The 16,868-nt window shown below is 62.4% G+C and carries 9 protein-coding genes; 2 read left to right on the forward strand and 7 right to left on the reverse strand.

The window, feature by feature from the left end; genetic code table 11:
• Positions 1–99 precede the first annotated feature (99 nt).
• Positions 100–2,406, forward strand: a complete 2,307-nt coding sequence (locus GX444_14765) for a YfhO family protein (GenBank protein NLH49841.1) — start codon at positions 100–102, stop codon at positions 2,404–2,406.
• Here the strand turns inward: GX444_14765 and GX444_14770 are convergent.
• Complete coding sequence (locus GX444_14770; protein ID NLH49842.1) at positions 2,354–5,071, reverse strand: hypothetical protein; 2,718 nt, start codon at positions 5,069–5,071, stop codon at positions 2,354–2,356. The two genes, GX444_14765 and GX444_14770, sit on opposite strands and share 53 nt — an antisense overlap.
• A 117-nt stretch (positions 5,072–5,188) precedes the next feature.
• Positions 5,189–6,859 carry a hypothetical protein gene (locus GX444_14775; protein ID NLH49843.1) on the reverse strand — a complete coding sequence of 557 codons (1,671 nt, stop codon included), beginning with the start codon at positions 6,857–6,859 and terminating at the stop codon, positions 5,189–5,191.
• A gap of 734 nt (positions 6,860–7,593) precedes the next feature.
• On the opposite strand from GX444_14775, the gene GX444_14780 reads away from it, so the two are divergent.
• A complete protein-coding gene (locus tag GX444_14780) occupies positions 7,594–8,694 on the forward strand; it encodes a hypothetical protein (protein ID NLH49844.1) in 1,101 nt (366 codons plus the stop codon).
• Between the two features lie 353 nt (positions 8,695–9,047).
• On the opposite strand, the gene GX444_14785 is transcribed toward GX444_14780, so the two are convergent.
• From GX444_14785 to GX444_14805, 5 genes are read right to left on the reverse strand one after another with little or no spacing between them, the layout of a single operon-like run.
• Positions 9,048–9,338 carry a hypothetical protein gene (locus GX444_14785; protein ID NLH49845.1) on the reverse strand — a complete coding sequence of 97 codons (291 nt, stop codon included), beginning with the start codon at positions 9,336–9,338 and terminating at the stop codon, positions 9,048–9,050.
• Between the two features lie 57 nt (positions 9,339–9,395).
• Positions 9,396–11,492 (reverse strand): DUF4388 domain-containing protein, encoded by a 2,097-nt coding sequence (locus GX444_14790; GenBank protein ID NLH49846.1) that lies wholly within the window; start codon positions 11,490–11,492, stop codon positions 9,396–9,398.
• The gene (locus GX444_14795; protein ID NLH49847.1) at positions 11,489–13,654 is read right to left on the reverse strand and encodes a response regulator; all 2,166 of its coding nucleotides are present in this window, start codon (positions 13,652–13,654) and stop codon (positions 11,489–11,491) included. Before GX444_14795 ends, GX444_14790 begins: the two co-directional genes overlap by 4 nt.
• Positions 13,655–15,823 carry a response regulator gene (locus GX444_14800; GenBank protein NLH49848.1) on the reverse strand — a complete coding sequence of 723 codons (2,169 nt, stop codon included), beginning with the start codon at positions 15,821–15,823 and terminating at the stop codon, positions 13,655–13,657.
• The gene (locus GX444_14805; protein NLH49849.1) at positions 15,820–16,728 is read right to left on the reverse strand and encodes a hypothetical protein; all 909 of its coding nucleotides are present in this window, start codon (positions 16,726–16,728) and stop codon (positions 15,820–15,822) included. Before GX444_14805 ends, GX444_14800 begins: the two co-directional genes overlap by 4 nt.
• Positions 16,729–16,868 lie beyond the last annotated feature (140 nt).

The raw sequence follows: 16,868 nt of genomic DNA on the forward strand, positions 1-16,868 counted from the left end.
CTGTTTTCACGCAAACGTTTACAGCAGGCTTCATCCGTGGTTTGATGCGGCGGATCCGACTACCTTCGCGACGAACCGCGATCCCGTGCGGGGAGGCCGATGCCGGCAACCGAGCGGAAAAACCGGGCGATTCACCTGCTGGCCGTGCTGGCGATCACCGCCTTTTTCGGCTGGCACGCGGTGCGGCACGCGGTGCCCGTCGGCCTGGCCGGGCCGCAAAGCGACGGCCTGACGCAGGGCCTGCCGAAGCTCGTCTTTTACGCCGATGAATTGCGGGCCGGCCGCTTTCCCACCTGGGATCCGTGGGTCGGCACCGGTTCGCCCGATTACCCGGTTCGCCATCATCCCGTCTACCCGTTCACCTGGCTGACGGCGCGCCTGCTGCCGCCCTGGCTGGCAATGCTCGCCGATTACTGGCTCGCGTTCCTGTTTCTTTATGCCTTCGCGTTCCGGTTTTTTCACCGCGCCGAGGCGACCGCGCCGGCCGCCGCCGCCGGAGCGCTGGCACTGGCCTTCGGCGGCCTGCAACTGCACTACCTTTTCTACCCGTATTTCAGCCAGACCATGGCCTGGATCCCGCTGGTGTTTTTGGCTTTGGAAGGGTTGATCCGGCGACCGGACGGTCGCTGGCGCGAAGTCGCGGCGGGCGCGGCGGCGCTGGGGCTGATGCTGCTGGCGGGCATGTTCAATTACGCGGTGTACACGCTGCTGGCCGGCGCGGCATGGGTGCTGTTCCAGACCTGGGATCGGCGGCCGCCGGTCGGGCGTTGGGCATCTTGCTGGCTGCTGGCGTTGGGGCTGGTGGCGATCGGCTTTCTGGCGGGCGCGGCGCGCTGGCTGCCGTTGCTGGACGGCATGGAGCGGTTGCGCGGCGGTTATGCGCAATGGGACGCCTTTCAGGCGCTGCTGACGACCCCGGCGCGATTTTTCGGTTCGTTCGCGCCCGGCGCCTTCAATGATTACGGTTTCCGGCGCGGCGCGACGATCCTGTCCTACGGCCTGACCGCCTGGACTCTGGCGGCTTCGTTCGCCGTTTTCGGCCGCAAATCGCGGACCGACTGGTTCTGGCTGGCGGTGCTGGTGATCGGCCTGGCGACCACGACCCGGACCCCGTTGGCGCACGGGTTGTTCGATTACCTGCCCGGTTACGGCTCGTTTCATCCGGCGCGGTACTGGTGCGTCGGCGGCCTGGCGCTGCTCTGGTTGACCGTGCGCGCCCTGGGGCAGGTCGCGGCGGCGCCGGACGCGCGGCGGTTGCTCGACCTGGCGGCGGCGCTGGCGGCGGTCTGGATGATCCTGGGTTTTGCCGCCACCCCGGTGTTTCGCGCCGGCGCCTGGAAACACCTATTGCCCGCCGCGATTGGCCTGGGCGGCCTGGCGGCGGCGTTTTTCCTGGGCCGCAAACTCGGCGCGGGCCGGACGGCGCTGCTGCTCGCGGCGGTGTTGGCGCTCGAAGTATACGGCCGCGCGACGGTCTCGGCCGAACGCATCGACACACGCCGCCTGTACCGGTCGACGCCGATCAGCGAGGCGTTGAAGGCCGTGGCCGATCCGTACCGCGTTTTGCGGATCGGCGATCGCTGGAATTGGGTGCGCGACGGCCGGCTCTACACGCAGGAGGCGTTGAAGTACGACCGCATCGAGGACCTGCACGCCTACAGCTCGATGATCGATCCGAATTTGCGGGAACTCGTCGGACTGTACCAGGAAGGGCGGCAGGCCGAGCTGAATCCCTTCGACACCGGCGCTTCCGTGCAGCCGTTTCTCACCGACAAGCCGCTGCGAACCGGCTTCGCCGACGGCATCAACGCCCGCTTCATTCTTTCGCAACAGGCGCTGAAAACCGACGAACACTTCCGGCTCGCCGCCGAACACGGCGGGCTGTTCCTCTACGAAAACGCCGGGGCGATGCCGCGCGCGTTCGTGCCGCGCGAGACGCCGCTGATCGCCGATCCGCCAGCGGTGCTGAACCGGCTGCGGCAGGGCATCGATTGGCATCGGCAGACGATCGTTTCCGGCCTGCCCGGCGATCACCCCACGCTGTACCCCGACGACGGCCCGCCGGCCGCGGTCGCAACCCTGCGCCGCGTCGCCAATCGACAGACGTACCGGGTGAATTCACCCGCCGCCGGCTACCTGGTGGTGACCGACCTCTTCGACCGCGATTGGCAAGCGACGGTGAACGGCCGGCCCGAGCCGATCCGCCGCGCCGATCTGGCGTTTCGCGCGGTGCCGATTCCGGCCGGCGAGAGCGAGGTGGATTTCATTTACCGACCGGCGGCTTTCGCGCAGGGCGCGCGGCTCAGCCTGGGCGCGGCGGCGCTGCTTTTCTTGATGCTGCTCGCGGGTGGCCTCAGGGACCGAGTTCGAACATCCGGAACGAGTAAGGCTCCAGCGACACACTGACCCGCCATTTGCCGTTGTCGCGGCGAATCGCGGCGGTCGGTGCCGCGGGCGACGCTTCCCCCAAATTGACTTCCCGCAGGCCGCAGGTCGCGGCCAACCCGTACAGCGACGGATCGGCGACGAGGTCGGTGTTGATCGTCGCGGCCGAGGCGTTGGCGACCATCAGGGCGATTTTGTCGGCGGTCGGATGGCGCCAGGCGGCGCGCAGCACCGGCGGGGCGGTATAAGTGCCGGAGTGGTAATAGTGCGGCCCGACGATCGACGAGTAGAAGTTGTAGGAATAGGCGATCGGCGCGGGTTCGGGATCGAGCTCCGGCGGCGCCTCCATGCGGCCCTTGGTCAGGTAGGCGCCCGCCGCGGTATCGACGCGCAGGTGAATGGCCCGGTGCAGAAAATCGAGCTTGGCCGGGTCGGCATGTCGCGTGGTCGATTCGCCGTACCAATGCCGGCCGGTGTTGTACTCGTTATACTGGATCCAGCCCGTCTGGAAGGCGCAGGCCGCAGCCGCGCCCTTGCAGGCGACGAGCGGATCGAGCGACGGCAACCAGTCGACCGGCGTGTTGAAGTAGATCAGTTCCACCACGCCGCCCCAGATGTATTCCAACGCCGTGATCCAATAGAACACGTCGCCGAACGAATAGCTGGCCTGGATCTTGCCGCCGGTGCGCAGAGTGCCGTTGTGGTGGTGCAGGTACTGCATCAGCGGCACGTCCGTCGCGTTGCCTTCCATGAACCACTTGTCGGGCACGTTGAAAACCGGCGGATCGGAATCCTTGACCTTGCTGCGGATCGGCCCGACGCCGGCGCCGCCCAGGTGCCAGAAATCGACCAGATCGACGTAGGGCTCCGAGACGTTTTCCGCGCCGTAACGGAAGCCGCGCGGATTGGGGGTGCCGCGCGGCAGGCTCAGGTTGTCGCGCACGCTTTGAATCAGCCAGCGGCCGGAGCCCGAGGGATGCCCGTTATCGAAGTTGGCGAAGCTGTCGAACGAGTCCCAGAGGATCACTGAAAAACCGAGGTCGAAGTACAGGCCGTCCAGCGGCGGATCGAACTGGTTGACGATCAACGCATCGCGCCAGCGCCAGAAATTGCCGACGAACGGATCGGCCGGGTCGAGCGTGTAGACGAAGCCGTCGGTGATCTTGTCGTAATAGACGTAGCCCGTCGGCCGGCCGGACGCGCCGATCAACAGGTGCTTCCAGAACGAGCCGTGCGGATCGTAGGCGTTGTCAAAGCGGGTGAAGAATTGATTCCAGCCGGGCATCTTCGATCCGACCATCAGATCGTAATAGAACGGCATGGCGTAGTCGCCCTGGCCGCGGGCCTGCTCGAAATTCTCCCGGGCCTTGCCGGCGAACGGCACCCAGAACGCTTCGTCCCAGCCGCCCTGGACGAAGCAGTTGTAGTTTTTCGGGGCCGGCACGCCCATCGGATGAAAATCCCAGCCGAACACGTACAACAGTTTGGCGTTGGGGGAATCGCCGACCAAGGCGTCGTGAAACGCCTTGATCCACGGCCGCTGATCGACCCGCGACGACAGCCCGAAGATGCTTGCGCCGACCTTCTCGTAAAACTCCCGCTCGCCCGCGTCCCGCCCGGCGATCGGATCGGCCGCCCATTCCTGCTCGTCGGACCACTCACGGTACCGCTCCGCCGCTTCATACCACGTTCCCTTGTCGAGCCACCGCAGCACGACGGGATAGCCGATGTCGAAGGCGTCGGTTCCCTCGTCGTCGTTGACGTCGGGATTGTAGTGGTCGACTTCCCACGACAGGATCAGGCCGTCCTTGGCGGCGGCCGGCGACCCGCTGCGGTCGTCGAGGCGGAACGACTTGGCGCCGAACGACGGATCGGCCGTGTACAGCAGCATGCCGCCGACGCCCTCGTGCAGGTAGGCGACCATCTGCGTCATCGAAACGTGGCCCAGCGGATACGCGAAATCGCGCAGGATCGCCAGGTTGTTGGCGATTTCCTCGGACAGCCGGGCCCGGGGATCGCGCAGGAGCGCCCCGCCTTCGAGCGAGATGAGGTATTGATCCGCGGTGCCGTCGCCGTCCAGGGGCAGCAGGCCGGTCAGAATCGGATAGCGCAGAAGGCGAATCAGGTGGTCTTGTTCCAGCGAAACCTGGGCGGTGATTTGGACCTCGGGCGAATCGGGCGTCAGTTCCCAGGCCGCTTCGACCGTCGGCCAGTCCGGCGCCCCGTCCCAAAGCAGCGTGACGCGGTTGCTTTCCTGTTCGATGAGCGGCGTGATGACCGGGCATTTCATCGTCACGGTCTGATAAACGCCGAGCGGGCCTTTGATCAGTTCGTCGATCTCGAAAGGCGGGACGGCCGTAATGACTTGATTCGGGTCCAGCAGCGCCAGAGGCGGATCCTGGCGCAGATCGTTGATTTCGCGCACTTGCCCGGTGGTTTCGTCGAAAACGATTTCGATCGAGCCGTTACTCAGGATGACGGGTTCGTCGCCCTCCGGTTCGGGAAGCATCAATTGCGGTGGAACCCGAATGGAAAGCCCGGCGGTAGCCGTCGGGGAGCGATAGTCCGGTGAAAAATCCGGCGCGCCCGCTTGGTCGGAAAGGGTGGCCGGCAGGTCGTCATTCCCGCAACCGGCCGCCGATAAAATCAGGATGCACCAAAAAATCCAAATTTTGGCCCGAGCCATTCGGTCCTCTTCTTCCGCCCCCGAAGCCTGCCTGATTATTGTATCCGATTTGGCGAAAAAGTCATCCGGGGTTTTCACGGAAGGATCACGAATTTTAACGCGTTGCCGCGCCGGCGATCAGACCTTGACCCGGAATTCGTCCCAGGCGCGGCGTTTGAGCCAATCCTGGTGCTTCGGGTGCGCCACGGAAATCAGGCTGCGGATGAAACGATCCTGACTCATGGCGTTGATCTTGGCGACGCCGTATTCCGTCACCAGGAAGAAATGCGCGTTCCGGCAGGTGCCCATCAGGTCGGGCCCGACCATGCTGATCGGCGTACCCTGCGGCAAAAACGGCATGACCGACGACCGCTCCTCGCCCTCCGGCGTCTGGTGCAGCGACTTCAGGCAGAGATAGGCCACGCCGCCGCGCGCCAGGCCGCGGATGATCATCGCCGCGCCGCCGACGCCCGAGTAGTGGTTCTTGTCGCGGCCAGCCGAATTGACGTGCCCCTGGAAGTCGATGCCCAGGATGTTGTTGATGCCCAGGCCGCCGTAGAAACCCTCGGGCAACACGACTCGCGACGCCGGCGCGAACAGCACGTTCGGGTTCTTGTCGAGCCGCTGGTAGAAATCGCTGCTGTCCTCGGCCAGGCTGAAGGTGCACACCAGCTTGCCGTCGAGCGGCCGCCGCGTGCCGTCCTTTTCGATCCAGTGCGTCCCGGCGATCTTGCCCGCCTCGAACAGATCCAGGGTGAACGGTTCGAGCATTTCGGTGTAGCTGCGGCCGGTCCAGTTCGAGTCGCGCATTTTTTTGATCGCCAGCACGCCCGTGCCGCCGATGCCGACCTGCACGGCGCGGCCGTAAGTCAGGTCGCGGTGCATTTCCATGTGGTTGACGAGGTTTTCGGCGATCTTCACCTCGACCTCGGAGGGGTTGTCGAAGCTGTGCGGCGGCAGCGCCGGCACGCGGGAATCGTCCTCGACGACGAACAGCCGCCCGGCCAGCGCCGCTTCCTTGAAGCGCTCGACCGGCAGGGTGTTGGGCGCCTCGGGCATCCCGTAGGTGAAGGGGTAATTTTTGTTGATGTACAGCAGGATTTTCGTGGTCGGATTGCGGAAGGCCAGTTCCAGCATGTCGCTGGTGGCGCCGTTGGCGACGCCGTGGCTCATTTCGCCCTTTTCGTCGGGCGGCGTCATCACGGCCACGAACAGATCGATGTTCAGCTTGCCGTCGTCGTCGAAGGCCATCGCGTCCACCGCCTCGGGGAAGTGGACCGACTGCATGTTGATGATGTCCAGGCGGCTCTTGTTGCGGCCGACGAAATCGGGATAGAGCAGGCGGGTGATCGTGTTGGCGGGGATCACCATGTTCTCGGCCGCGCCGATGAAGGCCGAGACGAAATGGATTTGCCGTTCCTGCAATTCGCGGAAGTGCTCGACCAACTTGTTGAGGCCTTCGACTTTTTTCGTGATGGTGTTGGCGCGCTGCGCCAGGTTTTTGAACATCGAGGAGGTGAAGCCGCCGCCGTTGCCGTTGCCGCCGACCAGGCCGTTGAACAGGCCCTTGCTGCTCAGGGCGTCGCCGATCAGCAGGCGGTAAGGCCCCATGAACAGCGCCTGGCGAAAGGCGATGTCCCGCAGGTCTTCCTGCTGGATGTAATCCCATAGTCCCTTGTAAAACGCCGACGGCTCGGAAGTGGCGAAGCCCGAGGCGATCTTCATGCCCGAGTGGACCGTGGCCTTGTACGCGTCTTCCTTGGGAATGAATCGATCGGCGAAATATTTCGGATACCGGTACTCACTCATCACGCAATGCCCCTCCGCGACACCTTTTTTCTTCGGGCGAATCGGCGATCTGGTTGAATATTGATCGCTCGCTGGTCGTTTTCCCCAGCCCAAAGTCCCTGCCTACCGTTCAATATTGAATTACTCAATATTGTACAGTTGAGTAGAATAGTATATCTTGCCAAATGTTGTCAACTTGTCTTTTTATTAACGGCAAAAACAGTATTTACTTATAATATCAATATGTTGGGTTGATCGCAGAGAATAATACAACAGAAGATTTTCGAAATTTTTTTCGACTGTGAAAAATGGAGCGCTTCACACATTGAAATCGTTTTCATCTTTCACAAGAAATTTCCGCAGGGAAGACTGGGTTATAGCCAATTCCGCAACACTAGTAGCCGGACAATCACCAAACCTGGGAAGAAAGTCATTGTCGGACCAAAATGAGTGACCTTTGCATCTTGTTTGAATTTTTTTGGCAGATTAGAAAAGTTCTCCTCTTGGTTGCCGACGTCATTCCATCCATCGGTTCGACCCTGGGCTATTTGCCTTCGTCGTTTCCTGAAATGGGAGACTGGATGGCTGGCCATTGTATGTAAAGGCTGAGAAGAAAGCTTGAAAGCGCCGGTATTTCTAGGGAGTAAAGGCTCATTTGAAGGACCTCATAAAGAAATGTTTTTATCGGAAATACTTTAGATTGACAAATAAATAGAATAAGGTAGAATATACATGATAAGAAAGGCAGTCATTCCATGAAAAACCTTGTTATTCTTTTTCTTTCAATAGTTCTCTTGGTGGGCTGCGGTCCGCACCAAGACACTCCCACGATAAACAAAACAACGCCAATGAAAAATTCGTCTTTAAAAGCCGATCGAACGCCGCGGCCGGCGGCTTCAGGCTCGGTTCCCGATGAATACCGCAAGCCACTGCTGGACCGGTTCATGGACGTGGCGACCGACGAGGAATTTTTTCGGATTTTTTCCGCGGTTCAACCGGTGAAAAAGGTCGATTTTCCGCACCCCGACGAAGTATTTACGGTTTCCAACGCCTGCGCGATTCTGTACGGCAATCCCGTCAAAGGCCCTTTGAAAATCAAGGTGTTCGAAAGCGAAAAGCAAATCACGATCAACGGTTTTCCGCTCTTTGTCTGGGATGGCGTAACCCCGAGTCCGGGTAGTTTTCACACCGAATTATCGAACTTTGTCCAAACTTATCGGAGAAACCATGGAGACGTGGCGGCACAACAGCAAGCTGCCTATGAGGAGCAATTTAAAATTATTCAGGAAAAAGCGAATTCGATACCCAATTATTCCGACGAGGCCTGGGAAGCGTTCATCAGAGCCGAGCTTGACAAAATGGATCTGCCCGGAAAGTGGATTAAAGTGTACCCAACCACATTATTTGGCTTGTATAATCCTTGTCCCAATCGACAATTTCCTCGCCTCCGCGTCAATTATCGGCTTGATTTTTTAGAACCTGATTATGAATTTCGCTCAGAATTGCATCATTCCTGGGACCAAATTGTCGAAAAATGCGGCCGATTGACCAGCCCTTCGGAATCGGAAATAACCGAGGAACGGCAAGAAGAATTTAATCACTATCGAAAATTTCTTCCTGAATCGTTTCAGGAACGGTCGAAAGAGAGGCCGCAAGGGATCATCGCCACCAATTTCCAAATCAAGCTGGCTGATGATGCTTGTGAGTTGATCGATACCTATGCCAAAGTCGCGGCCGAACCGGCCGACTCGAAACGGGATCGCTTTCGGCGATTGGTAAAAGAAATCACTAATCCGCACCATATCCTGCTCGACGCCGAGGCCGTCCGATTAGCTAATGGGATTTTAAAGAGGTAAATGGAAAATGAAATTTAATTTTTTCACTGCACTCCAAAAACGATTCTATAGCACCCATTAGTCATTTCTTGGTTTCACGAACTGACGAACCCTAAGCAATCACCGCATCCTTGAGGAGGCCCCAAGGCCGTCTCGCAAAGAGATGACGAATCGGTGCTGGATTGACGCGACCCAATGCCACGATTCTCTATCCCATGGGCTCCCTCCCATGGCTACGACCGTCGCCCGATGGACGACGGTCGAACACCCGCTCAAGCGGGTTTGAAAAAAGTCCGCCGCTAGCGAGCGGCCGATCGCTTTCGCGATCCTAGCCAGAGGCGGGGGCCTCTGGATATTGATCCGTGTACGATAAATCATTCCAGGCGCTTCAAGATATTTCGCTTCTCTTGAAAAAGCGGAACAAAGCAAAGTAAAGAAATGACTAATCGGTGCTCTAATCTGATTGAGCCTCCCTTAAAATCAGTAGCGAGGCTGGTCGATCGGGGATTGGCGTCAGTGGCGTCGTTTCGAACGGGTTTACGAGTCAGGCGATCAGCCATTCCGGGGAATCGTGCCGGAAGATCGACGACACCCTTGACCGTTGGCGCAAGGAAAATCCGGAACGAACCATTCTGCTCGGTCTGCTTCGGCAGATTATTCTTCAATCCCGTCCGGCGGGTTCGGTCGTCACGGTCGAATAAGCGGCAAGGCCGGCCGCCGGCTCAATCCTCGACCAGTTGCACCCATTCGAGTTGCAGCAGGGCGTAGACCAGACGGGCGCTGCGCGCCGGGTCGAGCGGGCTTTTCGCGAACAGTTCGGAAACCCGCTTCTTGCCGTCGATCATCGCCACCAGGCGCCGTTCGCGCTGGTCCGACAGCAGGCTCCCCAGGTCGAAATCCAACGTCACCGGGGCCAGGATGTAGGTGGACATCTCGTCCAGGATCGCTTCCACTTCCTCGGCCGACGCGCTTTCCTGCAGGGCGTGGAGGATCAGGCGCGGCAAGTCGAGGTTGAGCGGCGGCAGATCGATCTCCGGCTTCAGGTCGCGTTCGAACTGATAGCGGCCCTCGCGCCAGGCGAAAAGCGCGTAGAGCTTGTTTTCCATCTGCCCCATCAGCGTTTCGAACAGCTCGTGGGGCGAAAGCAGGTTGGCGCCGAGCAGCACCTCGCCGAACGGCCGGCCGCTCTGGTGCGCGGCGGCCAGCAGCCGGTCGCGTTCCGCGGCGGTCAGGCGGCCCTGGCGAACCAGGATTTCGCCCAGCGCGAACGGGCCGGGCCGGTTCGACAACACCTGCACCGGCATGCCTTGCGACAGATAGATGAATTCTTCCTCGTCGCCGTGCTGCAGGGACAGGCAGCCGGTGGCCTTGCCGAGAAACAGGTAATGCAGGAAGCGGCCCAGCGGCATTTCCTCCAGGTCGCCGGATTCCTCGACCACCGTCTCCAGGTCTTCCACCGGCTCGGTGCCGGCGGCGGCGCCGGGGCGGCTTTCGTTGCGGGCGCGGTGGGCCACGGCGTCGTCGAGGCGGAAGAACAGATCGCCATCCTTGAAGCGGACCAGGCCGAACAGCAGGAACAGGTAGAGCACCTGGAAGGTGCGGGTGAAGCCGAGGTCGGCGTCGGCGATGATCTCGCCCAGCGTCCGTTCGCCGTCGACCAGTTCGAGCAGTTGCAGTTCGCGCGCGGTGACGTGCAGATCGAAGGCCGACAGCTCGGGATGCGGCGCTTTTTCCACCACGGCGTTTTTGTTGAGGTACAGGCGGTCTTCCAGTTTCGCCAGGGTGTAATGCCGCGTGATGCCGTTGACCAGCACCGACAGGATGTCCTGTTCGATCGGGATCATTTCGGCCGGGTCGTCGGTGTCGGGCAGGAGCGCGTACGACCCTTCCTTCCAGCGGAACGCCGAATTGATCTTCCGGCGGGCCTGGATCTTGAGCATGGTCGCCAGTTCGGCCGGCGTGACGTGACCGCCTTCGACGAGAATTTCGCCCAGCCGGCGGCCCGACTCCCGCGCCGCGCGCAGGCAGCGCTCCAGCGCGAGGGCGTCCAGGGCCCCGCGGGCGACGAAGAGCTGGCCGAGGGCGTCGTCGGCGATGAAGTTGGAGCGGATCATCCGCGGCAGGCCGTCGCGCAGGCGGATTTCGCGGATTTCGTTGAACTCCCGGATTTGCAGGATGCCGTTGTAATGTTGCTGATACAGGCGCAGTAAAAGTTCGGGCAACAGCAAGGGCCCGAGCCGTCCGGCGGCCGGCAATTCGGCCTCGACGGGGGCGGGTTTGACCGGCGCGGGCTTGGGCGCATCCGCCGGTTTCGGCGCCGCGGCCGGTTTTTCCGCCGGTCGCGGTTGCCGCGGCGGTTCCGGTTTGGGCGGTTCCGCTTTGGGCGCGGCCGGCTTGGGCGCCGGCTTGGGGGCCGCCGCCGGACGGGGATGGGAACCGGGTTGCAGCAATTCGTCGATCGTCGCGATGAAATCCGCCGGCTCGAGCGGCATTTCCAGGTAGTCGTCGGCCTCGAATTTGGTGCGCGCCTCGAGGCCGAATTTCGATGAACGCTTGAAGGAAGAAAGCAAGACGATCTTGATGTGCGAGGTCTGGGGATCGCCTTTCAAGCGCTTGCACAGTTCCATGCCGTTGACGTCCGGCAGCAGCACGCCGATCACCATGGCGACGGTGCGCGGCCCCTCGAGCAGATCCAGCGCCTCGCGCGCGGATCCGGCTTGGCCGACGTCGAAACCTCGTTCGATGTGCAACACGGTGGCGAGACGTTCGGCCAGGCCGCGATCATGGAGCGCTACAATCACATGTTTCGGTTTGTTCATGGCCGTTTCCTGAAGACCGATCGCGTTTTATCGTCTTTCTCTTTTTTCAGCCGTTGTTCGGTATAGTGGAGATCGCGTTTGTATTCGGTGTTGTGCGGGTCCAGGGCCAAGGCATTTTTAAAATACCGCAGCGCGCCCTCGTCGTCGTCCTGCCGGTTTTTCACCCGGCCCAGCAAGGACATCAGTTCGGCGTTTTCGGTGTCCAACAGCAGCGCCTGCTTGGCGGCCTGCTCGACGTCCTCCCAGTTCAGATTCGGCGCATCCAGAAATTTGAACATGGCCCAGGCCAGCTTGGCGCGGTATTCGCTTTTTTTCGGTAGCAGTTCGGCGGCGCGGCGAAACGACTCGATCGCCGGCCAATAGGACTGCTTTTCCATCGCCATCAGGCCTTCCTGATAGGCCAGCGCCGCCTGCTTCTCCTTGTCCGCCTCCTCGGGAGGTTCGCCGGCGCCGGCCTTGGCTTCCGGTTTGGGGGCGGCATCCAAGCCCAGCTTGCGGGCGTAGTTGCGGCGGGCGCGCGGATCTTTCAGCGTGTCGTACGCGTCTTTCAGGCGCCGGCTGACGGTTTCGGCCATGTTGCGCACGCGCTGCGGCGCCTTGAGGGTGAAAACGTCGGGATGGAACTTCCGTTCCAACTGCACGTAAGCCTGATGCAGCGCCTCCGGTTCGACGTCGAGCTTGACGCCGAGCAGGTCGAAGTAGTTCAGGTCGTCCATCCGCACGAAGAAGCTTTTCAACTCGCGGCACTGCTCGCGGAAGCGCGGATCGGCTTCCGGTTCGTCCGCGGTGGGCGGCACCTGGGTCCGGTAGGATTCGAGGTCGGGATGCGTTTCGACCGCGGCCAGACGCACTACATCGAGGCAGACCAGCGCGCCGGTCAACCGCAAGGCGGCCATCAGCCCGAGCGGGCTTTCGCCGGCCGCCTCGCCCAGGGTGCGCCGGCCGTCGGCGGCGGCCAGCAATTCGCGCTCGTCGGGCGTCAGGTGAACGCGCGCCGCGGCCACCTCCCGCGCTTCGCCGAGAAACAGATGGAGATCCTTGTTGGCGGCGTAGTCGGCCTCGAGCGGCGCGGCCGCCAGGTGTTGCCGGTAACCGTCCAACACGGCGGCGAAGGTTTCGCATTCGAAGGTGGTCGCCTCGGCCGGGTATTTTTTATCGCGATGCAGGATGAAATGGCCGGCGGGCCAGGCGAAACAGCGGGCGATCTTGCGCCGCGTCTGCTGCACCAGGTGATAGTAGAGATCTTCGGAGGAGAGCACACCCATCTGGGTGATGATAGTGCCGAATTTGCGGCCGCTTTCGGCCATCTGCACGGCGGCGTTTTTGTATTGTTCCTCGGTGAGGACTCCATCGGCCAGCAGCATGCGGCCGAGGTGTTCGTCGGGCAGGGTGGATTGGACGAAAACGATCTTGCCCTCGACGAAATAGACGTGCTTCAACTCGTCGCCGTGTTTGAGTTCCAACAGGCCGCCGAACCGTTCGCGACCAAGTTTAGCCAACAATCGGCCCAGCAGCCGGGGCTCGAACTCGCCTTGCTCGCCGAGCGGTGGTTCTTCCCGGCTCGGGGCCGCGGCGACCGGTGGTGCTGGCGGCGTTTTTTCCGTCTTCGCCGCGGCGGCCGGTTTTTCGGCCGGCGGGGCTTGCGACGGTTTTTCGGCTTTCGCCGCGGCGACCGGTTTTTCGGCCGGCGGGGCCGGCGGCGCAGGTTCGGGCGCGGCGGCGGGCGGTTCCTTCGTTTCCGGTTTCGGCGCGGCCGCGCGCGGGCGCAACGGGGCGCGCGTCTCCGGGACGCCGATCAACTGGTTGATTTTTTCGACCAGGTTGATCAGCGGAAACGGGCGGGAGAAGTAGGCGTCGGCCTTGAAGCGGGTCAGCGCGTCGCGTTCCATCGCTCGGCTCTGGTAGATTTTCGAGACGATGATAACGCGCACGCCCCAGGACTCGCCTTGTTCCTTGGCGATTTTTGAAACCTGCAGGCCGTTGATGCCCGGCAGCAGCACCTCGACGATCACCAGGTCGTGATTGTTCTGGCCGAAGAGCCGCAAACCTTCCTGGCTACCGGAAACGGCTTCGACGCGATAGCCCAGGCGCCCGAGCACCTCGGCCAGCTCCTGGCGTTCCGCCTCGTCGGGCTCGATGAGCAAGATGGATTTGGCCGCCACCTACTCCACCTCCAGTTTCGTCAATTCCTGGCGCGCCCGCGCGTTGTCGGGGTTGTACTGCAACGCCTGTTCGAAACTGGCGCGCGCCCGGTCGCGGTTGCCGGTCTGCAAATGAATGCGGCCCAGGAACGTGTAGGCGCTGTCGAGCACCGGATTGATGCTGATGGCTTTTTCGATCAGATCGCGACCCTGGGCGACGACGGCGGCGTCGTCGGGCGCGGCGAGGAACGTGGCCCAGCCGAGATAGGCGGAATATTCCGCTTCCTTCGGGCTGAGCGCCCGGGCCTCGGCGAAGTGGCGCTTGGCCGCTTCGAAATCGCGCCGGTGCAGGGCGTCCTCGCCGTGCTGGAATTCCAGTTCGCTCTTGACGAGGTTGGCCATCGAAGCGGTGACCTGGCCGGCCTCGGCGACCTTGGTCTCGTCTTCCTCGCCGCCGAAGAAGTCGTCGAGTTTCAGCGATTCGTCGTCGGCAGCCGGGGCGGTGATTTCCTCCTCGATTTCCCATTCGATGTCCGGCGTGTCGACCGCTTCCGCGGCTTCGGGCGCGGTTTCGCCGAAGAAGTCGTCGGCCTCTTCCGGCGGTGCGGGCGCGGCCGGAGCGGCCGGTTCCGGCGCCGCCGGGGCGGGAGTCGCCGCGGCCTGGCCGAACAAGCGCGCGTCGTACCGCTGGCGCGACTGCGGATCGAGCAGGGTCTCGTAGGCCTGGGTCAGCAGGCTGAAGATCTGATCGCATTTCGCGCGCAGCGCATCGTCGGCTTGCGCGTAAAGATCGTACGGCCGCAGTTCCTTGACCAGGCCGTGGTAGGCGGTGCGGACTTGCAGGTCGCCGGCACCGGCCGGCAGGCGCAGCAGGTCGTAGAAGGTAAGCGAATCCAGACCGTCGAAGAGCTGTAAAATCTGGTTGCGGAATTGGTGCATTCGTTCGCTGACGGCGGCGCCGCGGTCTTCGTGCAGCCGCCGCACTTCCTCCTGTTTCTTTTTCTTGTCGGCGACGTAGGCTTCCTGTTCCTGCAGACTGCGGTCGCCGAATCCCGGGTCGCCGATGAAGCGGATCACCTCGATCAGCAGCAGGTAGTAGAGGATTTGAAACGTTTCGGAGAGGCTGAGATTGCTCAGAGCCACGATCTTGCCGACGGTGCGTTTGCCGTCGATCAATTTGTAGAACTTGGCTTCGTGGGGGGTGAGCAGCATCTCGCCGCTATCCACCAGCGAGCCTTTCACGCGGCGCAGGCGCTGGTTTTTATATTCGTTGAAGTAGCGCTCCAGACGCGACAGGTTGTAAAAGCGCTTGATGCCCTCGAGCGTCAGGCGCAGCGGCGCCGTGTCGAGTTGCACCGATTCCGACAGCTTGAAGGAACCGGGGCGGAATTCGTATTCGCCTTCGTCCCAGGCGAAAACGCGCAGGATCTTTTCGCGAATCTGCGCCTGCATGGCTTCGTAAAGCTGATGCGGCGTAAGAATGCCCATTTCCAACAGCACGTGCCCTTGCTGTTCGCCGGTTTGCACCATGCGTTCCAGGCTGGAGTTGTATTGCTCGTCGCTGATCACGCCGCGTTCGACCATGAAGCGGCCCAGCGATTCGTTGGCCAGGTTCGAGGTGACGAAGATCGGCGAGCCCTCGCGCAGGTAGATCACCTTGCTGATCTGCTCGTGCGAAACGCGCAATGCGCCGGTGCGGTGGTATTTGTGCAGGTAAAAGAGCAGGCGGGGGAACGGCGTTTCGCTCAGCAGGCCGCTGGTGCGCAGGGTGCGCTTGGTTTCGGCCGTTTTCCCGGCCTCGGCGGTTTCCCGGGGCGCGGTTTCTTCCAGCAGTTGCTGCAGGATCTTGTCGAGTTCGCCGACGTTGACCGGCTTTTCGGAATACGCGTCGACGCCCATCTTGGCGCGCGACTCGTACTGTTCCTTGAATTGCCGGTAGACCTTCGACAGCAGCACGACCTTGACGGTCTCGCCGCCCGGCAGCTTGCGCGCCCGCTGGCAGACCTTGAGCCCGGTCAGGCCGGGCAGCAGCGCGTCGAGAATCATCAGATCCGGCTGCAGTTGGCTGAAGGCCGCGAGCGCGTCGTTACCGTTTTTCACCCAGTGGACCTCGAAATCCTTGCCCGTCAGAAAGTCGTTCAGGACTTCGAATTCCGCGTAATTGCTCTCGCCCACCAAAACCTTTCTCATTCGTCCTCCGCGGGATCCCACAGACGATGGACCAAAGCGGCCGCCAGCAGCGGCACGAGGATTTCGTGATGGCCGATGAGGCGGATTTCCCGGCCGCCGGCCGCGGTCGGGCCGGGATCGTCGGGCGGCCGCGACGGCGCGGCGCTTTCGAGATCGGCGCAAATCAGACCGCGCGCTTCGCGGCCGGCGCGGCGCGCGGCGTCCAGGGCCCGCCGAAACACTTTCGGCAACCCGACCGGATCGCCGATGTTCAGGTGCGCGCCGCCGGCCGATTCGCCGGCGAGTTCGGTCAGCCGCGCGAAATCGCGCGCCGCGACGGCGCTCGGAATGGCGACGCTGTCCGACTGCGGCGGCGCGCCGTGCACGGTGACCGGCACCCGGTAACGATGGCAGGAAGCCAACACGCTGTAGCGGGCGTAGGACAAGGATTGCGTACCCAGGTAAGTCGTCGCCGCCCGGCCCAGGCCGCCGTCGTCTTGCTGCGCGGCCTCCAGCATCGCCGCCAGCGCCGCGCCGATGTCGCGGTCGGCCGCGGCCGGCGATCCGGTGAAGCCGGCGGCCGCCAGCGCGAGTTCACGCCACAGATATTCGCCGTTGACGCTGACCGCGGTGACGATGCCGCGTTCGACCAGATCCGCGAGGACCGGCCCCACGCCCGCCTCGACCACCGGCGCGCCCAGGGACAGATGCACCGGCCGGTGCGCCGCGCGGGCCGCGACGATCGCCGCCACCAGCTCGCGCAAGTCTCGTCCGGCCGCCATGGTCGGCAGACTGTCGAACCACTCGGCGAAACCGGCGCCGCCGCCGACCGGTTGGGCCGGCAACGCCGGAAGGCCGCCACACCCGGCGCAGGGATTTTGGCGCGACGCCGCGTCAAGCTGGAAGGAATCGCCGGTTTTATCCACGGTTTCGCTCCGTCCGCCGTTCGGTTAGGCCGAGCCGATCGACGGCGCACGATCCTGGCTGATCGGACACAAATCCACCGAGAACCCGCGTAAGTTCTCCGCAAGTAGCCGATAATCCGTAAAAAGTACTAGCGCGGCGA

This window comes from Myxococcales bacterium, from assembly GCA_012517325.1.
Taxonomy (GTDB): Bacteria; Lernaellota; Lernaellaia; order Lernaellales; family Lernaellaceae; genus JAAYVF01.